Annotated in this window: 21 protein-coding genes; 1 reads left to right on the top strand and 20 read right to left on the bottom strand. The window is 63.8% G+C overall.

What is annotated here, in order from left to right:
* Positions 1–14: 14 nt before the first annotated feature.
* The 20 genes from L1277_RS15070 to L1277_RS14975 form a co-directional block, all read right to left on the bottom strand.
* Positions 15–437 (bottom strand): flagellar hook capping FlgD N-terminal domain-containing protein, encoded by a 423-nt coding sequence (locus L1277_RS15070; RefSeq protein WP_308215115.1) that lies wholly within the window; start codon positions 435–437, stop codon positions 15–17.
* Between the two features lie 17 nt (positions 438–454).
* On the bottom strand, positions 455–1,951 hold the full coding sequence (locus tag L1277_RS15830) for a flagellar hook-length control protein FliK (protein WP_253377569.1): 1,497 nt from the start codon (positions 1,949–1,951) through the stop codon (positions 455–457).
* Positions 1,948–2,610: a C40 family peptidase gene (locus L1277_RS15060; RefSeq protein WP_305884300.1), complete on the bottom strand. Its 663-nt coding sequence runs from the start codon at positions 2,608–2,610 to the stop codon at positions 1,948–1,950. Before L1277_RS15060 ends, L1277_RS15830 begins: the two co-directional genes overlap by 4 nt.
* Positions 2,607–3,041: a flagellar FliJ family protein gene (locus tag L1277_RS15055; RefSeq protein ID WP_253377567.1), complete on the bottom strand. Its 435-nt coding sequence runs from the start codon at positions 3,039–3,041 to the stop codon at positions 2,607–2,609. Before L1277_RS15055 ends, L1277_RS15060 begins: the two co-directional genes overlap by 4 nt.
* Entirely contained in the window at positions 3,038–4,360 is a 1,323-nt protein-coding gene (locus L1277_RS15050) for a FliI/YscN family ATPase (RefSeq protein ID WP_253377565.1), read from the bottom strand. Before L1277_RS15050 ends, L1277_RS15055 begins: the two co-directional genes overlap by 4 nt.
* Positions 4,357–4,965 carry a FliH/SctL family protein gene (locus L1277_RS15045; RefSeq protein WP_253377562.1) on the bottom strand — a complete coding sequence of 203 codons (609 nt, stop codon included), beginning with the start codon at positions 4,963–4,965 and terminating at the stop codon, positions 4,357–4,359. Before L1277_RS15045 ends, L1277_RS15050 begins: the two co-directional genes overlap by 4 nt.
* Positions 4,955–5,974, bottom strand: coding sequence for a flagellar motor switch protein FliG (gene fliG, locus L1277_RS15040; RefSeq protein ID WP_253377560.1), 1,020 nt, complete (start codon positions 5,972–5,974; stop codon positions 4,955–4,957). The genes L1277_RS15045 and fliG overlap by 11 nt, the downstream gene beginning before the upstream one ends.
* Positions 5,971–7,554, bottom strand: a complete 1,584-nt coding sequence (gene fliF / locus L1277_RS15035; protein ID WP_253377558.1) for a flagellar basal-body MS-ring/collar protein FliF — start codon at positions 7,552–7,554, stop codon at positions 5,971–5,973. The genes fliG and fliF overlap by 4 nt, the downstream gene beginning before the upstream one ends.
* The gene (gene fliE / locus L1277_RS15030; RefSeq protein WP_253377703.1) at positions 7,554–7,856 is read right to left on the bottom strand and encodes a flagellar hook-basal body complex protein FliE; all 303 of its coding nucleotides are present in this window, start codon (positions 7,854–7,856) and stop codon (positions 7,554–7,556) included. The genes fliF and fliE overlap by 1 nt, the downstream gene beginning before the upstream one ends.
* 5 nt (positions 7,857–7,861) lie before the next feature.
* Positions 7,862–8,254 carry a flagellar basal body rod protein FlgC gene (flgC, locus tag L1277_RS15025; RefSeq protein WP_253377557.1) on the bottom strand — a complete coding sequence of 131 codons (393 nt, stop codon included), beginning with the start codon at positions 8,252–8,254 and terminating at the stop codon, positions 7,862–7,864.
* Positions 8,254–8,595 carry a flagellar basal body rod protein FlgB gene (flgB, locus tag L1277_RS15020; RefSeq protein ID WP_253377555.1) on the bottom strand — a complete coding sequence of 114 codons (342 nt, stop codon included), beginning with the start codon at positions 8,593–8,595 and terminating at the stop codon, positions 8,254–8,256. The genes flgC and flgB overlap by 1 nt, the downstream gene beginning before the upstream one ends.
* Positions 8,596–8,725: 130 nt before the next feature.
* The gene (locus L1277_RS15015; protein WP_253377553.1) at positions 8,726–9,016 is read right to left on the bottom strand and encodes a hypothetical protein; all 291 of its coding nucleotides are present in this window, start codon (positions 9,014–9,016) and stop codon (positions 8,726–8,728) included.
* The gene (gene fliS / locus L1277_RS15010) at positions 9,009–9,437 is read right to left on the bottom strand and encodes a flagellar export chaperone FliS (RefSeq protein WP_253377551.1); all 429 of its coding nucleotides are present in this window, start codon (positions 9,435–9,437) and stop codon (positions 9,009–9,011) included. The genes L1277_RS15015 and fliS overlap by 8 nt, the downstream gene beginning before the upstream one ends.
* The gene (fliD, locus tag L1277_RS15005; RefSeq protein WP_253377549.1) at positions 9,434–10,771 is read right to left on the bottom strand and encodes a flagellar filament capping protein FliD; all 1,338 of its coding nucleotides are present in this window, start codon (positions 10,769–10,771) and stop codon (positions 9,434–9,436) included. The genes fliS and fliD overlap by 4 nt, the downstream gene beginning before the upstream one ends.
* 105 nt (positions 10,772–10,876) lie before the next feature.
* Positions 10,877–12,073 (bottom strand): flagellin, encoded by a 1,197-nt coding sequence (locus tag L1277_RS15000; RefSeq protein ID WP_253377547.1) that lies wholly within the window; start codon positions 12,071–12,073, stop codon positions 10,877–10,879.
* 136 nt (positions 12,074–12,209) lie between these two features.
* Entirely contained in the window at positions 12,210–13,004 is a 795-nt protein-coding gene (locus tag L1277_RS14995; RefSeq protein WP_253377545.1) for a sigma-70 family RNA polymerase sigma factor, read from the bottom strand.
* Positions 13,005–13,462: 458 nt separating this feature from the next.
* Positions 13,463–14,746, bottom strand: coding sequence for a hypothetical protein (locus L1277_RS14990; RefSeq protein WP_253377544.1), 1,284 nt, complete (start codon positions 14,744–14,746; stop codon positions 13,463–13,465).
* A gap of 56 nt (positions 14,747–14,802) precedes the next feature.
* Positions 14,803–15,504 carry an HAD hydrolase-like protein gene (locus L1277_RS14985; protein WP_253377543.1) on the bottom strand — a complete coding sequence of 234 codons (702 nt, stop codon included), beginning with the start codon at positions 15,502–15,504 and terminating at the stop codon, positions 14,803–14,805.
* Positions 15,505–15,571: 67 nt separating this feature from the next.
* Positions 15,572–16,267, bottom strand: coding sequence for an endonuclease NucS (gene nucS / locus L1277_RS14980; protein WP_253377542.1), 696 nt, complete (start codon positions 16,265–16,267; stop codon positions 15,572–15,574).
* A gap of 41 nt (positions 16,268–16,308) precedes the next feature.
* Positions 16,309–17,550, bottom strand: a complete 1,242-nt coding sequence (locus L1277_RS14975) for an MFS transporter (RefSeq protein ID WP_253377541.1) — start codon at positions 17,548–17,550, stop codon at positions 16,309–16,311.
* Between the two features lie 176 nt (positions 17,551–17,726).
* On the opposite strand from L1277_RS14975, the gene L1277_RS14970 reads away from it, so the two are divergent.
* A complete protein-coding gene (locus L1277_RS14970) occupies positions 17,727–18,806 on the top strand; it encodes a LacI family DNA-binding transcriptional regulator (protein WP_253377540.1) in 1,080 nt (359 codons plus the stop codon).
* The last annotated feature ends 3 nt before the right edge of the window (positions 18,807–18,809 follow it).

Genomic DNA, 18,809 nt, shown 5'->3' with positions numbered 1-18,809 from the left:
AGGTCGGTTGTGAGTTAGGCGGTGACGGGCGCTGTCACGCCGGAGATTGCGTCGAGGGCGATGGAGACCCCATCGATAGTTACTTGTGGAACGGATCCGACATAGGACACCGCCGAGGCGATACCTGAGACGGTTGACCCATCAGCACCGGTGTAGCTGACGTTCTGGCCGATCAGCGCGGCAGCGGAGGTCCGCATTTGCAGCGAGAAGTTTTCGGTGCCGGTCGTTGTGAGGGCGGTGATTTGCTCCATCATGGCGAGCTGAGTCGTCTGGGAGATCATCTGGTTGGTGTCCATGGGTGAACTGGGGTCTTGGTTCTGCAGTTGTGTGACGAGAAGCGAAAGGAACATCTCACCGTCCATTTCCTGTTTTGGAGCCGACGTCGCCTTGGCCGCATAGGTGGCTGCGTCTGTCGGTGCTATTGCGTCGATGGGCACTGGTGATCTCCTTGGGGTTAAACGGTGATGTCGAGGGCCGAGGTGGCGGAGTGGTTGGGTCGAAGGCCCTGTGTAGGTGTTGGAGCGGACTCAGCAAACTGTCGAGGGAGCTGCTCGTGCTGAGGTGCTCGTTGCTCCTTGCTGTCTGTCCCGTCCTTCGTACCCAGGTCGAGAGTTGCTGATAAACCACCAGTTGAGAGGTCTCGCCGCAGCTCAGGAAGTATGTGGCGAAGCGCGTCGCGCCCACTGTCGGACGTTGAAAAAAGTTCGATGCGAATATCGTCGGAGCTGATGACCGCGCGAACGGTAACGGGGCCCAGGGTGTCCGGGTTCACCTGGACCGTCATGATGTGCTCACCCGCGCGCGCGCCCGCCAGCGTGAAGAGCGGTTGCGCAAGTTGAGCGTTGAGGGTCGGAGGCGCCGCATGCGCGGGTGGCGGGGGCGCGGCAGGTGCTGGTGCGGCGGGTGTACTTGGGGTGCTCGTTACTGGGATCAGCGTTGCCGTGAGGGTCGGAGCTACGCCCGGAGTGCTTGGCGATGAGTCCGTGTCGGCTTCGACCGATGGGAAGTTGGCGGGCACAGTCGCCGATGCCGGAGCACCGAGGGGTGCCGCTGCGGAAGCTAGTGCGGAGCGTGATCCGCTGCTCTCAGTGTTTGTCCGATGTGGAACCGGCGGGAGGGCATTGTTTGCGGCCGGTAGTGGCGACTCTCCCGTGACGGTTGTGCTCTCTGATTGAGGCGGTGACGACGGTGCGGGAGCTTCGTTCGCGGCGGGAAGAGACGACTCGTTGGGCACGGTTGCGCCCTCTGTCGGAGTCGTCAGCGACGGTGCGGTAGTCCCGTGCACGATCGGGGTGGCGGTCGGTGATGTGGCCGACTGCGGCGTTGCCGTGCTCGCTGACGTCGGTTGCGGGGTCGCTTGGGCGAGGTCGACGCCTGGTCCTGGAACCGTCGGGGTGGAGACGACTGCCGACGGTTCGGTCATGTTTCGTGCTTCCGCGGGCTGGATGTTGTGACGAGCTGGAGTTGCAGCGGGAACGGCGGCAGTTTCGACTGTCGACGCTGTCACCAATGCGGGGACGAGGGGTATTGCGAACCCATCCGCGCTCTCCGGAAGTTTGGGATCGGGCGCAGCCGGTGGCGTGTCTGTCTCGGCAGGTGCGAGCGCTGACGACGGTGCTGTCAGCCGGTCGCAGAATGCACGCATGTCGTCCGACTCGACGTTCGCCGATGGTGCCTTCACGGGCAGGGATACGGCGGCTGAAGCGGTTTCTGCCGGTCGAAGGGTCGTCGCAACCGGGCTTAGGGGCGTAACCGGAGCAGCATCCTGCTCCTGAGCCTGCCCGCCGAGTATTTGATCGTCGGCTCCGGTCGCAGCAGTGGTCGCCTCCTCCAGATCAAGCGCACCCTGCAGGACAGAAGCGAACGCTCCGGACCGTGCATCGGTGGCCTGGCCCGTGAGGAAACTGGTGGGCGCGAACGGCGAAACCATCGTGGTTTGAATTATCGTCACCACGCACCCCCAGTCAACGCGGAGCGCTGTGACGCGAGGATGAGTGCATCGATGTCACTCGCGGAGACTCCGCTCGGCAACGCGGCAGACGCGGCAGACGCGGCAGACGCGGCAGACGCGGCCGGCACAATCCGACGAATCGTCTCGATGTCGGAATCCTTCCGCCAGTTGTCGACGAGCGTCACTGTTGTGCCGGGGCGAGGAGCGTGAATGACCTTATTGTCACCGGCGTAGATGAGGATGTGGCCACTGCCTTTTGCCACGATGAGGTCGCCGGGTTGCGCTTCGGCCAGCGAGCCGACGGCGGTGCCCATTTTTGCCTGATCGGGCACCACTCGAGGGAGATCAATTCCCAGATCGGCGTAAACCCGCTGAACCAGGCCTGAGCAGTCCATTCCGGTTGAGTCCTCGCCGCCGAAAACGTACGGCACGCCGAGGTACTTCTTTGCGGTGGCGACCACGTCGTCACCACCGGGGCTATCCGTTGCGGGCTCGGCCGAGGGAGCGCTCACCGACTGGGTTGCCGTGCTGCCAGCGAGTTTGGACAGGGTGGTCGCGAATGCGCTGGACGCGAGTGAATCCGTCCGGGTCGGATTCGCGAGCGACACCAACGCGGTCTGAATTTCGGAGATGCGCCCGACGGCGTCGATGACGGTCATGCGGTTACCTCGTTCTGCGCAGAATGCCACGAGCGCGAGGCGATCTCGTCCAGAACCAACTGTTCGGCGCGCAGGTCTTCTTGGGCGAGGAGGTCACTGTGTCGGGTCTCGAGCTTTTCGATGCGTACTGATTCGGAGCGAGCGGCTGCAAATGCCGCGGCTGACTCGTCAGCAGCGGCTTGCTTGAGCGCTGAGAGTGCGTTGAGTTCTGCAAGCATGCTGCGGGAGGCCGTCCGCGCCGTGTTGATGGCGTTGAGCGCCGCGGTGTTCTTTACCTCCGCCGGGGTGTCAGCGAGAAGGTCGCGTGCGTGCGCGGTTCGCATCGCAGCGTCATGGACCTCAGCATTGGCTGCCGCCAGGTTGCCTGCTGCCTGATCTTCGCGGAGTCGACGCAAGCGGAGGAGCCCTGCGAGTGAGAACGACCGAGTCATGCGGATCCTCCTAAAAGGTGATTAAGCCTGGCGAGATGCGCCCACGTCTGGTCTGCGGGAGTCTGATCATCCATCCGCTGTTGCAGGAATGTTTGAATCGCGCCGTCGTGATCCAAAGCGGCGTCGACGAGGGGATTGGTTCCCCGCTGGTATGCCCCAACATCGATGAGGTCCTGGGCGTTTCTCTTTGCTGCAAGTACCTTCCGCAGAAACGCTGCCTGGCGCGTACGTTCCGGCGGGTTGACCCTGCTCGCTACGCGTGAGATCGAGTCCAGGGCGCTCACCGAAGGAAAGTGTCCGGTGACAGCGAGCTTTCGATCGAGGACCACGTGCCCATCGAGGATGGAGCGCGCGGCGTCTGCGATCGGCTCGTTGTGATCGTCCCCGTCAACGAGCACCGTGTACAGGCCGGTGACCGATCCGATCGCATCGGTACCCGCACGTTCCAGGATTCGGGCCAGAACAGAGAACGTGGATGGCGGGTAACCCCGGGTGGCGGGCGGTTCACCGGCGGAAAGGCCAATTTCCCGTTGTGCCATGGCGACTCGAGTCAGCGAGTCCATCATCAAGATGACGTCTTCGCCTCGTTCGCGGAAGGACTCTGCAATGCGGGTGGCTGTGAACGCCGCGCGGAGGCGCAGCAGGGCGGGGTCGTCAGAGGTCGAGACGATGACGACCGAGCGCGCCAATCCTTCTTCACCCAGGTCATCTTCGAGAAACTCGCGAACCTCTCGTCCGCGCTCGCCGACGAGAGCGATGACCGAGACCGCTGCGTCGGTGCCGCGCGCGATCATCGAAAGCAGAGACGACTTACCAACACCCGAGCCGGCGAAAAGCCCCATTCTCTGGCCCATGCCGACGGTGGTGAGCGTGTCGAGCACGCGCACTCCGAGCTGGAGCGGGGTGTCGATTCGAGCTCGGTCCATGGAGGATGGCGCCTCGTTGTCGAGGGGCACCATGCGGTCGTACCGCAGCGGGCCTTTGCCGTCGATTGGCTGGCCGAGGCCGTCGAGGACCCGTCCGAGCAGACCGTCGCCGGTTGGGACCTGGAGCGGCCGGCCGTAGGACCGAGCCGGTGTGCCGACCTTAATGCCGCTCATGCGGCCAAGCGGCATGCACCGGATGCCGTCACGACTCGTCGCCACGACCTCCGCGCGCCGGTCATCGCCTACGGTAACCAGGTCGCCAACGGCACTTTCGAGTCCCTGGATTTCCAAGGCGAGGCCGACGACGGATGTGACGGATCCCACGCGTTCAGGACGGGCCGCTACGAGGGCCGTGCCGAATTGATTCGCCCGTGGCCGCCATGCGTCGTTCATGACTCCTCCCCGAGGAGAGCCGATTTCGCCCGGGCAAGAGCCGTCTCGATTCGTGCGTCGAGCCAGCCGTTCGGCAGCACCGCGATGGCGTCACCGGGCTGCAGTGCTGGATCGGCGATGAGCTCGGCGGGGACCTCGGCGCGTTCCTCTGGGGCGAGCCGGGCGATATCGTCGGGGTTCATTCGAATGTTGGTCAGACCGTCAACGGGGACGGAGCTAAGTGCTCGCGCGAGGGCGGATCTGGCCGCCCGTTCGCCATCGGCGAGTTCCTGGCCGATCACGGCTTCGGCGAGTTCAATCGCCGCGACGGCAAGGGTGTTTTGGGCGTCCTCGACCACGGGCAGCGCCCGAGCATCGGCAGCCCGAATTGCTGCGGCCAGCGCGTCCAGGGTTCGCTGAACATCTGCGCGACCACGTTCCATGGCCTCGTCGAACTCTGCCTGGAGTGCGATCCGCTGATCGGCCAGTTCGCGCTGTGCGGCGTGCAGCCCCGCGGCGTAGCCGGCCGCGTGACCGCGGGTCTTGGCCCGCGCTTCAGCGCGATCCGCTTCGGGGTGGCTGAGGCTCGGCAGCGCGAACATAGAGAAGGACGTGTTAGTCGACATATTGATCTTCGTCCCCGCGAGTGAGAACGATGCGACCGTCCGCTTCCATATCGCGGATCGAGCGGACGATGGCGGCCCGCGCATCGTCCACCTGGGACATGCGCACTGGACCTAGGTTGGCGATCTCGTCGTCGAGCAGTTCACGGTTGCGCTCAGACAGGTTCGATCGAATCGTCTCGATGACAGGCGCGGCCGCACCCTTCATAGCGAGGGCCAGGTTGGCGGGATCGACACCACGGAGAACGAGCTGCACGTCGCGCTCTTCGAGTTTGACGATGTCGGCGAAGGTCAGCATGAGCGCGCGGATCTCCTCGGCGAGTGCCGGGTCACGCTCTTCCAGTCCGGCCAGCAGCGCCCGCTCGGTTGCCACGTCACTTTGATTGATGATGTCGAGGAGGGGGCGAACGCCACCGACAACATCCGTTGCTGACCGTGCAGCTACAACGCCGCCTGAGCGCAGGCGAAGTGCGCCTGCGACAATTCGTACAGCCTCGGGCGTTGCGGGGCCCATCGCGGCGATGCATTCAGCCACATCGGTGCGCAGGGAATCGGTAAGTCCGGCCAGTGCCGCCGAGGCGAGCCCGGGCCGGAGATGCGCCAGAACGAGTGCGATGGTCTGGGGAAGTTCACCCTCCAGCAGTGTGACGATCTGCGACGGCTCGGCGGTGTTGAAAAATTCAAATGATCGCCCAGCCATGGATGCCGTCACTCGATTCATGACGCCGGTCGCGCGCTCGGAACCGAATGATGCTTCAAGCAGCCCAGCAGCGACGTCGCTGCCGCCCCGGGAATTCAGTCGATCCTCGAGAGTGAGTTCGTGGAATTCCGTCAAGGCTTGCTCGGCGACGTGCGACTCGACCCGTCGCATCCGCACGATCTCGGCAGTGATCTCTTCGGCCTCGGTGTCCGTGAATTGCTGCATGACCAGGGCGGCCTGCTGCTGCTCCATGTTCATCAGCACGACCGCGACCTTTTGGGTGCCGGTCAGCTCGGCTGTTGCGTTCGTCATACGGGCTGCTTCTCATCCATGAGGCCGCGGAGGAAGGCGGCGGTCTTCTCGGGGTTCCGCTCGGCGAGCGAGCCGATCTCGGCGCGAGTACGCTCCATCGAGTTCGGCCCAGCGAGCGGCTGCGGTTCGGGCAGGGCGGTCAGCACCTCGGTCGCGCCTGCGTCGGCTAACACGAGGTCGCGGAACTCGCCCGGCTCGAGGTTGGACTGGCTCGCCAGCGCCTCTTGCCGGCGGCGGCGGTTACGGTTCACCAGCACGAGCGCGATGATCGCAGCTGCGAGAACTGCTGCAGCGATAATGCCGGTGCGAATGAGGAGCGTGGTGCGCTCGTCGGCTGCAGCCTTCTCGGCGGCAGAGATGGCCGCGGCCGCTTCGTCCGCTGCTGAGGTCGTGAAGTTGACCACCTCGACGGTGACGGCGTCGCCCCGGTCCGCGTCGATACCAGCAGCTGACTCGACCAGCGAAGTGATGTCGTTCACGTTGATGTTTCCTGCAGCTTCAGCACTCAGCGCCACGGATACCGTCTGACGGTCAATCGAGCCAGCCGGAATGGTGCGCGTCTCCGTCACCTTGTCGACCGCATTGTTCTTGGTGGTCGATTCGGACGTGTAGTTGCCGTTGCCGGAGGTTCCCTCCGGAACAGCGATGTTGTCCGGTCCGAGCACTCCGGCGTTTCCGCCGCCCGAGCCGACATACGACTCCTTCGATGACGCTTCGTCGAGAACCGGCGCACCTTCGGGAGTCACAAACGACTCCTCGACCCGCTCGGCCGTCTCAAGGTTGACCCCCGCCGCGACGATGACCGACGAGTTGCCTGGCCCGACGATCCGGTCAAGCATTGCCTGAACCGACGCGCGCACGCGCTGCTCGTAGTCGCTCGTTTGCTGCGCCGCAGATCCGGTCGCACCAACCCCGACCGCCGAGAGCACGGTGCCCTTCGAGTCGATGACCGCCACGTCCTCCGCCTTCATGCCGTCCACCGACGCCGACGTCAGGTGCGTAATCGCCTGCACCTGCTCTGCCGTCAAAGTGACGCCATTCTTCGTCTCCACAAAAACGGATGCCGTTGGGCTCGATTTTTCCGAAACGAATACCGTTTCTTCCGGTACAGCAAGTCGAACGGTCGCGGTTGTCACGCCATCCAGAGCGGAGATGGTCGAGGCCAGCTCGCCTTCGAGCGCCCGCTTGTATGTGACGGACTGCTGGAACTCTGACGAGGTCACACCCATCTCGTCGAGCAGCGAGTATCCGCCAGTGCTTGACGAGGGCAGACCCGCCGCTGCCGCGGTAAGCCGCTCGGCGTAGACGTTCTGTTCGGGAACGAGAATGGTGGCGCCACCGTTGGCCAGCTCGTAGCTGACGCCGTTGGCGTCGAGCTGCTCGACGATCGTGCTGGCGTCGGCGGGGCTTAACCCGGAGAACAGCGGCGTGTACGCCGGCTTCATCAGCCACGCCGACACCGCGAAGATGCCGAGGGCGAGCACGGCAACGCCAAGGATGGCGATGGTTCGCTGTGCCAGGCTGAAACTCCGAACGGCGGCCATGAGCCGTCCGAAAGCTGACGTGATCTGCTGGGGCATTACGCCTGCATCCTCATGATCTCGTTGAACGCGTCAACGCCCTTATTGCGTACTGCGGCAACGAGCTCAAGGGTGACCTGCGCGCGCGTCGAGGCGATCGTCGCGGTGTGGATGTCGTTGAGATCGCCTGTCACGGCTTTGACAGCGAGCTCGTTGGAGGTCGACTGAAGTTGCTGAACGTTGTCAATCGCTCCGCCGAGGACGTTGGCAAATGCAGATCCGTCGGTGACGGCCGGTGCGGTCGTCGCGGCCGAGCCGACGCCGACGGATCCCTGAAGTGCCGAGATGGCATCGATGGGCATAGGCATTATGAGCGTCCGATCTGAAGTGCGGCCTGGTAGGTTTCCTTGGCCCGGTCGACCACAGCAGCGTTCGCCTGGTAACCGCGCTGGGCCATGATGAGCTGTCCCATTTGCGAGGCCATATCGATGTCCGGGTATCGGACATAGCCCTCCTCATCGGCGAGCGGGTGGTCGGGCTGGTACACGATCCGGCCCTCGGCGTCGCCGTAGGCGGCTCCGGCCACGTGCACCCCGCTGGTGCCCTCCCCGGCCTGGGCCAGGACGTATCGGGCTTGGAACGCATCACCGTCGGTGCTCGTCACCGTGTTCACGTTGGCGATGTTGTCCGAGACAGCGTCTAGCCATTTGCGGTGCACGGTCAGGGCCGAGCCAGCGATGCCGATTGCGTCAAAAGTCATTAGCTGGTCCTCATCGCTGAGCGAACGCTCGTGAATGTTCCTTCAACGGCTCGTGCGGCGAACTGATAGCGCAGCACGGTGTCGATGTTGGAGAGTGTTTCGGTGTCAAGGTTCACGTTGTTGCCGTTGAGCTGCGTGGGCTCAAGCGATTCCTGCAGGGTCGCGGCCGTGACGCCGCTTCCAGATCGAACGGAATTCGCCAGCGCATCTTCAAATGACACTCGCTGTGCGCGGTATCCCGCCGTGTTCACGTTCGCGATGTTGTTCGCAATGGCGCGCTGACGCATCGACAGCCCGTCGAGAGCGCTCGAGAGCGCAGCAGAAGTCACGGATTCAAGCACGATTAACCGTTTCGCGAGAAAAATCAGTGCGGCCGATCCGTGGCCTAAGGGGTGAGCAATCCGTGCTCACTCTTAGCTATCGGCGGGACCGGAGTTTTCGTTAGAAACAGATTAAGCGTTCGGCCTCGCGCTATCCGATGGTGTCGAGATACACCGAGCGGTAGGTGTTCTGGGCGGAGGGCACGGTTCGCAAAGCGGCCAAGTGCCTCCCGATGGTTTCGCGCTCGAGCGTCAGTTCGGCCGCTAGTCGGTGTTGCGCTTCAAGAACGGTTCGAGCACGGTCGACGAGTTCCTCGGGAATGGGGCCAGCGTCAGTTGGCGCTGCCCAGGAGTCAATCTGGTCCAAGTCGACCCCCCGCGCCAAGTCTGCCTCCAAGGCATCGAGGATGTCGGTCCACACAGACAGCTGTTGGTCAGCCAATTCCGAGCGTCCCATTCGCTGCCACCACGGGGCGATCAGCGGCCGCCGACTCAGCGGCATGGTGCCATGCCTCGCGTAGGGGACCAAGCACCGCGATGCTCTCTTGCGTGTGCGAAATGTTGCGGTTGATGTTTGCGGTGATCAAGAGGCCGTTGACGTACGTATAGAGGCTGAACATGTCCCGAGCGCCAGTCCAAGCGTCGAGGTCGAGCGAGCCCGAAAGTTCGGCGACGATGTCCTGTGCATGCAGCAGATTCTCTCTCGCGGCGTCCCAGTCCTCCCGCTGCTGGGCCGCTTCCGCGCGTCCCAAGTCGAGCAGAAGTCGATCGTAAAGCATTGTAAGAAGTGCTGCAGGGGTAGCCGAAAGGATGGCCTCGCGGTTGAATTTGGCCCGCTGTGCAGCGAAGTTTGTCAGAGTCATTTCTGCGAGTTTCCGGGGTTCAGTGAAGCGAGTTGCGAGGTGAGATAGGACGACTGAGCGTTCAGCGCGCTGAGTCGAACTTCCATTGCGGAGTAAGTGCGTGAGAGGGTCGCACGCCGGTTTTCGAGGCGGGTATCCCATTCCTCGATTTGCCCGTTGAGATTCTTCGCTAACGACTCTTGCCCGGTAATTTTCGAGGTGAGAGTGCCGTTGTATTTGTCCGAAGTTTGACTAGCGACGCCTGCCACACGTGATCCGAGTTCGTGAATCATCGATTCGACCTTGGTTGGATTTTCGGAGAGTGCGGTCTTGAACTTATCCGCGTCGAATTCCAGCACGCCTGTTTTTGTGATGCTGATCCCGATCTCGGATGGCGAGAATCCATTGACGGGCATTGAGGCGGCGCTCAGAAGCGATTGGCGGGCGCTTCGCACCGCACTGTCTCCGGTGAAGACGCCACCATTGACAGACGTCTCGCCGTTTGTCGTAGTTGTTGTCACGACGGATTTGACAGAAATTAGTGCGAAAACCTCGTTGAGGGATCCAACAAAATCTTGAGCGACCTTCGTCGCTGCAGCGGCATCGCGCTTCACGCTGATGCTTACAGGGTCAGTCGACACGGCGGACGCGGTGACGGAAACGCCCGAAAGAATGTCAGTGAAAGTGTTAGTCGGAGAGGTGAGAAGTTGCTCTGCGGACGTGCCTTTCCAGAGCGTTGCTTCAGCGTCCTGAGCGGCTTTGATAGTGGTCAGTCCGACTGCTGTGCCGGATATCGAGAAGGCTCCCGTTGCCCCTGTCTCGGACCCGATGAACTGCAATCGGTACTGTGGTTCGCCGGTAGACGAGTCTTTTCCCGCTGCCACCTTGGTTGCTGTGACGCCAGCCTTTGCTGCGTTCACGGCTTGCACCACATCGTCGAGTGCCGTTGACGCGGCAGTGACTGTCATTGGTTTGCCGTCGGATCCGGTGATGGTCAGGACCGATTCCGGCCATGCTGTGACCGTGTCAGACACAGTTGTCTGCGCCTGCGCCAACTTCTCCACGAAGATTTCGAGCTGGCCGGGTGTCGCGCCCTGCGCTGCACGAACCGAAATTTTATCCGAGCTGCTCGTCGCTGCGAAGACGGCCAGTGCGTCCGGTTTTGCTGCCTTGTTCGCGAGGTCGCCGAGTGACGAGATCTTGGTGTTGAGCGATTGGAGTGCGGTGATGGCAGATTGGGTGTTTGAGACCTTGGTCTTCAGAAGGGATTGGGGGATCGCCTCAAGTTGCATGAGGGAGGTGATGAGGGCTTTGGTGTCTAGACCGCTAGCTAGGCCGTCGAGTGCGAGTCCCATTTGTGATCCCGTCGTTGTGGGTGGATGCCGGAAACGCCCGGCGGCGGCCGAAACAGAAGGTCCAGTTTCTGCTCGGCTGCCACCGGGCGTTGTCTAGGACCCGGTCTAGCCGAGGAGCTGCAGAACGCCCTGGTTGGACTGGTTCGCCTGCGCGAGCATGGCGGTACCGGCCTGCGACAGGATGTTCGCACGGGTGTAGTTGACCATCTCGGACGCCATGTCGGTGTCGCGGATGCGTGACTCGGCAGCTGCCAGGTTCTCGCTCGACACGTTGAGGCTGTTGATGGTCGATTCGAAACGGTTCTGCACGGCACCGAGGTCTGCGCGGGCTGCGGAGACGGAGGTGATGTGCTTATCCAGCTCGATGATCGCTGCCTTTGCGTTTGCCGCGGTGTCGAACTTCAGGCCACCCGTTACGGAAGCACCCGCCGCTTCGACAGTTAGGCCACTTGCGAAGCCGGAAGCGCCCAGGTCGATAACCGAACCGTCCTTGGCAGTGACAGCGATTCCAACGCCGGCACCGTTCGCATCTTTGACGACCTCTGCATTGAAGCTTGCGCTGAAGGCGGCGTCCTTATTGAGCTGGTCCACAGCTCCCTGAACACCGCCACCAGCTGGTATGGCGGTGATGTTCACCGAGACTGCCGTAGTCGTTCCGTTTGCATGCACAGCACTGAACGTGGCTGCGCCCGCCGCGATGGTGCTCGCAGCGGCATCAGTCGGCAGCGAGAAGGTTGCGGCAGGAGCCCCAATCGCACCGCCGGAAAGCGCCGATGCAATCGATGAAACGTTCGCCTTGCTGAGGTCGACGTCGATCTGGTTATCCTTCGTGCCGTTGGCGCCGATCTGGAAGCTAAGCTTCGCCGTGCCGTTGCCCACGTCGCCCTTCAACAGGTCGATTCCGTTGAAGTTGGACGACGTGCTGAGACGGTCCAGTTCGGATACGAGCTGGTCGGACTCCACCTTGATCGCCGTGCGCGACTCAGCGTTGTTCGAGTCGTTGCCGGCCTGGACCGCGAGGTCGCGGAGACGCTGCAGGATGGAGTGCGTTTCGGTCAGGGCGCCTTCAGCGGTCTGGATGACCGAGATGCCGTCCTGGGCGTTGCGTGCAGCGACCTTGAGACCGCCGACCTGCGAACGCAGGCCTTCGGAGATTGCGAGGCCAGCTGCGTCATCTGCAGCACGATTGATGCGGAGACCACTGGAGAGCTTCTCCAGCGACTTCGACAGGTCGTTCTGCGTGTTGGAGAGGTTCCGGTACGAGTTGAGTGCCGAAATGTTGGTGTTGATTTGCATACCCATGGTGATTTCCTCCGTGATTGGGTGTTGAGATCCGGCCCATCCATGGTCCGGTGTGTTCCCTCTCAGCTATCGACTGGTTTTCACCGAGCGTTAGCTCCCGTTGGAGAAATGTTTTGGGCTGTCGTCGACTTCCGCTTTAGCTTGCGACGGCTGCGGGCTGCACGGCACGGAGAACGTGCTCGGCGACGCCGGTCAGGTACGCAGCGCGGCGAGCCGGTGCAACACGAGAGTGCGTGATGGCCTCTTCCTCTGGCGCGTCGGCATAGTGCGTCGACATGCCGTCGCGAATGAGACGGACGGCCTCAGCGCGCTGCTGTGACACCGCGGAGTGAGTGATCCCGAGTTCTGCAGCGACGTCCTTCACCGCACGGTCTTCGAAGTAGATCTGCTCAATGATGAAGCGCATGCTTTCGGGCAGTGCAGCTACTGCGGCGCGCAGGTAGGTGAGGCGCTCAGCGACGAGGAGCGACTCTTCAGGAAGCGGAATGTCCGCAGCAAGGTACTCAGCGGTCGTGTCGTCGAGTGTTGACACCGTGCGTGCAGCGTCGGTGAGGCCAGCGACGACAGTCTCGCGGTCGACGCCGAGGGCAGACGCCATCTCGTCAATACCAGGTGCGCGACCAAGGGCCGCGGTGAGGGTCTCCTGAATCGCCAGCGTTTCCTTGATCCGGCGCCGGGCTCCACGGGTAGCCCAGTCGTTCGACCGCATCTCATCGGCGAAGGCACCGAGGATACGCCTGCGGGCGTATGCGCCGAAGGGAACTCCAAGGTCGGTGTTGAAGGAGTCGGCCGATGTGATCAGGGCGATGGAGCCCGCCGAAGCGAGATCGTCGCGGGAGAGGTGGCTGGCAGTAGCGCACAACTCGGATACGAGGTAGCCGACGAGAGGTAAATTCTCGACGACTAATTGGTTGCGTTCAACACGATTCAAGGCTGGACCCCGGTCACTCTTCCACTTCATACATGGCTGATCTCGATGTCCGTTCAACGTCTTTCGGGTCGTCGCTCAACGTACGTCTGGAACTCTATCCGCGAGCGGCCCCCTGGCAATGGTTCTCTCCAACTTGAAATCGCGAGCATTTGTCAGGTATTATTGAGAGCGGACGTGTGCTCATGCTCCCGCCGGTGACTTTCGTCGGCCGAGCGACCCCCGGTAAACGCCCTCTGATCGGGACGTTCACGACCCATGCTGGTCGACCAGAAACTCATCCCAGCCGACAACAGTCTCATGTGCCGCTTGAAGCTCTAGCCCCCGAATTGGGGCGCACCTACCCCCGTCGAAAAGCGGGTTGTTCAGGCGAACCGGCTGCCTACGGCGTCTTCGAGTCGTTTACACCGGTGGGCACCGAGCCGGTGCCGGTGGGTTAGCGGGCGAGCGGGTCCGATGACTTAGCGCTTGAGTGGCGCCGTTCGCGGACCGGCGTCGTAGCGCGCGAGAGCATCCGCATCCTGGGCAAGACGCGACACCCGGCGGGCCGTGTCGAGCGCCTCCACCGGGTCGTCTGCCGCGTCGGCAAGAGCGAGCTGGCGTTCCGCCTCAGCGAGCCGCGTGCGCGCATCTGCTCCGACGCGTCCGCGATTGTCTTCGATGAAGCCCTTGGCGACCTCAAGGTGGCTCCGCGCCGAGAAGAGTGCTCCGCGGAGTGCCTCACGGGCGTTCTCGATACGCTGCTCGGCGCTGCGCGCGCTGGCCAGCGCCGCGTCCAGTCGTGAGACCGCCTCTCGCAGCTCATCGAGCCGAGCGAGGGGATCTGGCAGCTGCCTGCGGTCCGTGACGAGCGCGATTGTCGCTGTGACAACATCCAGTGCCCGTGAAATTTCATCGGCGGACGCGGGCAGCGCGGCGGCGTCACGCTGTGCGGAGGCGTCGCTGACCGCTCGACGGGTCTGGGCGACGACAGTGGCCAGCTCGGCACTCGCCGCGTCGAGGCCGGCGGCCGTGCGGGTCACCGAGTCGAGGGCATGCCGGGCGGCCTGCACTTGTGTGCGTGCAGCGTCGAGCTCGGCAGACGCTGGCTCGCTGGCCGCCACGCGCGCACGGGCGGTGGCCAGCTCTGCGCGAGCGGTGTCGAGCGCCTGGGCCGCCGCCGCCGGGGCAGTCTCGACGCGGGCGTATGTCGCTGGCGCATAGGTCTCGCTGAGTCGATCGAGGGTGGCCTCAGCGTCGGCAACGCGACCCGAGAGGTCGCTGATGTTCTGGTCGAGCTCGGCCAAGTGTTCGGGGGCTGATCGTTCGATTGCTCGTCGGCCGTCGAGGTGCGCCATCTGTGTACGCACCGACTCCGACACTCCACCGCACAACTCGACGATGCGCTGCGACCAGCGGCGGCGCTGGGCATCGCTGTCGGGAACGGCGTCGTGCAATTGCTGGTGCAACTGGAACGCCTCACGCAGTTGCTCCTGCCCGGCGGTGACCGCGGCAGCGAGGTCGGCAGCCGCCCGGTCGCCGAATTGGGCGCGCGCGAACTCCACCTCATCTTGGGCGTTTCGCAGCAGGTCGTCTGCACGAACCAGCTCAACGCCCGCCGACTGCTCGAGAGCGGCCCGCGTCGAAACCGGGTCGATGCCCTGCGTGCGCTGCCGCGAACGCATCGCGCGAACACCGAGGATGACAGCGACGGCTGCTGTGCCAAAGACGATGAGCGACGGGAGCCACCACAGTCCGTTCAGCATGGTCTGAGTGTATGGCTGGCCGGTGGGAAGAAGCCGAGAGCCGGGGGCGAAAAACCTTAGCCGAGCAGGAGCTTGCTGAGCTGGTCCGTCGAGTGCACGACAGCCATCGCGTGTTCCGCTTCGACCGGGGAGCCATAGCCCCACTCGACCATGATGGTGGGGATGCCGTGAACCGCGGCGCCCTCGACGTCGTGGTGACGGTCGCCAACGAGCACGACCTGGCTGAGGTCGATGCCCTGGTCGGTCAATCGGCGCAGCGCCTCTTCGATGACGTCGGCCTTCGAGCTGCGCACCTCGTCCTCTGATGCGCCACAGAGCTCGGTGAAGTACTGGCTGAGGCCGAAGTGGTCAAGAACGGCCGTGACCTGGGACTCCGGCTTGCTGCTCGTGATGGCGAGGGGAATCCCTGCCGCGAAGAGGTTCTTGATGACGCCGGCGATGCCGGGGAAAACGGCGGAGCCGGTCCACGGTCCGTCGACGGCGGAGATGCTGCGGTACACGGTGAGTGCGTCGAGCGCCTCGGCCGGTGTCATACCGGCGCGCTGCTCCAGCGACTCGAGCATGGGCGGGCCGACCCAGTTGAGCAGCTCGTCCTCGGAGGGAACGGGCAGGCCGAGTGTGGCAAACGTTTTGGCGAGGCGCGCGACGATGCCGGGGGCAGAGTCGGTGATCGTCCCATCAAGGTCGAAGAGCACGCATGACCAGGTGCGGGTAACGCCTGAGTCGGTGCTCATCAGGTCGGGTGAGGTAATAGACATATGAATCCGATAATAGGCAATTTGGTGAGGCAAACCACAATTATCTGTGGGAAAGCAACAACCGACGCTAGAAAAGTCGCCCGTCAGCGTTGTCCAGTCCGCGCATGGCGTCATAATCGAGAACCAAACAGCGGATGCCTCGATCCTCGGCCAGCGTGCGAGCCTGCGGTTTGATCTCCTGGGCAGCGAACACGCCAGAAACGGGTGCGAGGTGCGGATCGCGGTTCATCAGTTCGAGATAGCGGGTGAGCTGTTCGACACCGTCGATGTCACCGCGGCGCTTAAGTTCGACCGCGACTGACGCGCCCTGCGCGTCGCGGGCCAGGATGTCCACCGGGCCGATCGCTGTCATGTACTCGCGCCGCACGAGGGTGTGGCCGTCACCGAGGAGGTCGATCTGCTCGGCCAGCAGCTTCTGCAGGTGGGCCTCCACGCCGTCCTTCTGCAGTCCGGGGTCACTACCGAGTTCGTGTGCCGAATCGTGCAGCGTTTCGTAGATGGACACGACGAGCTTGTCGCCGGTTTTTGCGTGCGTGACCGTCCAGGTTTCGGTGATTCCGGCATCCGTTTGAACAGAATCTGGTTCACCGACGGTGAGGGTGCACGGTGGGCTCATCCAGTTGAGCGGCTTGTAGCTACCGCCATCGGAGTGCACGAGCAGGCTGCCGTCACTCTTCACCATCAGCAGGCGCGTGGCCAGGGGGAGGTGCGCGGAGAGTCGTCCGGCATAGTCAACGGAACACTTCGCAATCACCAAACGCACTCGACGAGTGTAGCCCGAGAGGAATGGCAGGCCGAGCCGGGTTACTTGAGCGACGTCGAGGGCTGTCGGCTCTCCCGTGCGGCCGGCGAGGCGAGGCCCGAGAGAACGACGAGCACAAGCACGACAAACAGCGCGTTCAGCAGGCCGATGTGGTCGCCAAGCACACCGATGAGCGGTGGCCCGACGAGGAACGCCAGGTAGCCGATCATGGCCACAGCGCTCACTCGGGCCGCTGCATTTTTGCCCTCGGCCGCCGCCGACATGCCGAGCGGGAAGCCGAGTGCGCTGCCGAGTCCCCAGAACACCGTTCCGACAACGATGACCCACAGCTCGGAGCCCAGGATGAAGACGAGCAGACCCACGACGGCGGAGACCGCAGACACCTGCAGCACGAGCACCCGGCCGAACCGGTCGATGAGCGGTCCGCCGGCGACCCGACCGACGGTCATCGCTGAGACGAACACACCAAAGACGATTGCACCGGTTGGCTCCGACTGGCCGTGGCCCTCAACGGAGGCCAGCGCCAGCCAGTCGTTGGCGCTGCCCTCGGCGAAGGCCATGCCGAGCATGATGACACCGATGAGAATGAGGCGCAGATCGGCCCACACCGCGAGGTTGGCGACGAGGCGTGACCGCCAGTCCTGCTTGTGCGAGTGGGTCGGGGTCTCATCGCCCAGGTCTTCGCGCAGCGGAACGAATCGAACAGCGATGACAACGGCAACCGCGATGATGACGGCCATGGCTCCGGCGTGCCACACAACACCGATCCGTAGAGCGGATGCTGCGGCGCCAATCCCAGCGCCAATCACCGTTCCCAGGCTGAAGCAGGCATGCATGAGCGGCAGGACAGTCTTGCCCAGTTCGGTTTCTGCGGCGGCGCCCTCGACGTTCATCATCACGTCGACGCTGCCGTTGCCGAAGCCGAAGAGGGCTAGTCCGACAAAGACGAGGACGGGGGAGAACACCACCCCGGCACCGATGCCGATGAGAACCAGTCCGACCGCAACGCAGCTCAGCGAGATCACCATGCCCGTGCGGGCGCCGAACCGGGCCATGATCCAGGCCGAGGCCATAAGGCCGAGGATGGACCCCGCACTCATGCCGAGGATCAGAATTCCGATCGAGCCCGTTGAGACGTCGAGGTTCGACTTGATCTCCGGCAGCCGGGCCGCCCAGGTCGCGATGCTCAGCCCAGACAGGGTGAAGATCACGAAGATGGCGTTGCGCCAGGCGATGAGTTCCTGCCTCGGTCGACGAGCAGGGGAAGGAAGCAGGGAGGGCATAGCGGTCCGGACGTGTCTGGGGTGGAAGGCGCGGGACGAGCCGAGCGTGTTAATCGACTGTACCGAAATCGAATCGAATCGATTCGACCGCGCGCTTCGCCTAAGCTAACGCCAGACAGAGCCACGGTCAAGGGCGCCGTGCCGCGACCACTCATCTCGCCCGAACGAGAGGACGTATGACGAAGCAGCCACAGGCATCCGCTGTCCCCTCACACGAACCCAGGCCGACACTGGCGGCGGTTGCTGCGCGCGCCGGAGTCTCGCCGTCGACCGCCTCACTCGCCTTTAGCGGGCAGGGCCCGGTGTCGGAATCGACTCGCGAGAAGGTGCTGGCGGCCGCGCAGGAGCTGCACTACGGCGGACCAGACCCGCTCGCCCAGTCATTGCGTCGCGGGCGCAGCGGTATCGTTGGCGCCCTCATTCCGGCGCGCATCGGCGTCTCGTTTCGAGACCCGGTGCTGATCCAGACGCTCGACGGCCTCGCCGAGGAGATCAGCGTGATCGGGGCTGGGCTGCTGCTCATGCCCGACATCGGGGGCGACGTGATGAACGTGAACACGGCGCCGGTCGACGCCGTTGTCCTCGTGGGCTGCAACGCCGACGCCATCTCCACGCTCGAAGTGCTGCGGCGCCGCAACATTCCGATCGTGCAGATCGAGGGCCCGGGTGACAACGATGTTCCGACCATCAGCGTCGACAATCGGGGTGGCACGCGGTTGCTGGCCCGGCACCTGTCTGACCTCGGCCACGCCCGGGTTGCCCTCGTCACGCTCAGCATCGACCGCAATCGCGGGCTCGCCCCGCTCACGTCTGAGCGGGAGGCCGAGGCCACCATCACCACGACGCTCGAGCGCATTGCGGGTGCGCGTGACGTCTTCCCCGACGTCACCGGCATGATCGCCGCTGGAAGTCGCAGCGACGCGGGCCGCGAAGCAGGGCTCGTCCTGCTCGACGTGCCAGCCGAGAAGCGGCCAACCGCGATCATCGCGCAGAGTGACCTGCTCGCCGCCGGGGTGATCGCCGCGGCCGAGGAGCTCGGCCTCCGTGTTCCCGACGACCTCAGTGTCGTGGGCTTCGACGGTATTCGGGTCGACGGGCTTGAGCGCTCGCTCACCACCGTCCGGCAACCGGCGCAGGGCAAGGGTGCAGCGGCCGGGCGTGCGATCGTGGACATGCTGGCCGGGAACGTTGCCGACGAGGTCGCCTTCGACGTCGACTTCCAGCCGGGTGACACGACCGGGCCCGCCCCGTCCTGACGC

The sequence above is a fragment of the Okibacterium sp. HSC-33S16 genome, from assembly GCF_024171565.1.
GTDB lineage: Bacteria > Actinomycetota > Actinomycetes > Actinomycetales > Microbacteriaceae > Mycetocola_A.
The sequence above is the reverse complement of the archived record's forward strand: the minus strand, read 5'-3'. Positions and strand labels throughout refer to the sequence as shown.

What these genes read in the sequence shown, in the direction of transcription:
- fliD (WP_253377549.1), bottom strand. Translation starts at nt 10,771, where the DNA reads ATGGGACTCGCACTCGACGGCCTAGCTAGCGGTCTAGACACCAAAGCC.
- fliF (WP_253377558.1), bottom strand. Translation starts at nt 7,554, where the DNA reads ATGCCCCAGCAGATCACGTCAGCTTTCGGACGGCTCATGGCCGCCGTT.
- fliE (WP_253377703.1), bottom strand. Translation starts at nt 7,856, where the DNA reads ATGCCCATCGATGCCATCTCGGCACTTCAGGGATCCGTCGGCGTCGGC.
- L1277_RS14970 (WP_253377540.1), top strand. Translation starts at nt 17,727, where the DNA reads ATGACGAAGCAGCCACAGGCATCCGCTGTCCCCTCACACGAACCCAGG.
- L1277_RS14990 (WP_253377544.1), bottom strand. Translation starts at nt 14,746, where the DNA reads ATGCTGAACGGACTGTGGTGGCTCCCGTCGCTCATCGTCTTTGGCACA.
- L1277_RS15055 (WP_253377567.1), bottom strand. Translation starts at nt 3,041, where the DNA reads ATGACTCGGTCGTTCTCACTCGCAGGGCTCCTCCGCTTGCGTCGACTC.
- flgC (WP_253377557.1), bottom strand. Translation starts at nt 8,254, where the DNA reads ATGACTTTTGACGCAATCGGCATCGCTGGCTCGGCCCTGACCGTGCAC.
- fliS (WP_253377551.1), bottom strand. Translation starts at nt 9,437, where the DNA reads ATGACTCTGACAAACTTCGCTGCACAGCGGGCCAAATTCAACCGCGAG.
- L1277_RS15045 (WP_253377562.1), bottom strand. Translation starts at nt 4,965, where the DNA reads ATGTCGACTAACACGTCCTTCTCTATGTTCGCGCTGCCGAGCCTCAGC.
- fliG (WP_253377560.1), bottom strand. Translation starts at nt 5,974, where the DNA reads ATGACGAACGCAACAGCCGAGCTGACCGGCACCCAAAAGGTCGCGGTC.
- L1277_RS14975 (WP_253377541.1), bottom strand. Translation starts at nt 17,550, where the DNA reads ATGCCCTCCCTGCTTCCTTCCCCTGCTCGTCGACCGAGGCAGGAACTC.
- L1277_RS14985 (WP_253377543.1), bottom strand. Translation starts at nt 15,504, where the DNA reads ATGTCTATTACCTCACCCGACCTGATGAGCACCGACTCAGGCGTTACC.
- L1277_RS15060 (WP_305884300.1), bottom strand. Translation starts at nt 2,610, where the DNA reads ATGACCGTCATCGACGCCGTCGGGCGCATCTCCGAAATTCAGACCGCG.
- L1277_RS15000 (WP_253377547.1), bottom strand. Translation starts at nt 12,073, where the DNA reads ATGGGTATGCAAATCAACACCAACATTTCGGCACTCAACTCGTACCGG.
- L1277_RS15050 (WP_253377565.1), bottom strand. Translation starts at nt 4,360, where the DNA reads ATGAACGACGCATGGCGGCCACGGGCGAATCAATTCGGCACGGCCCTC.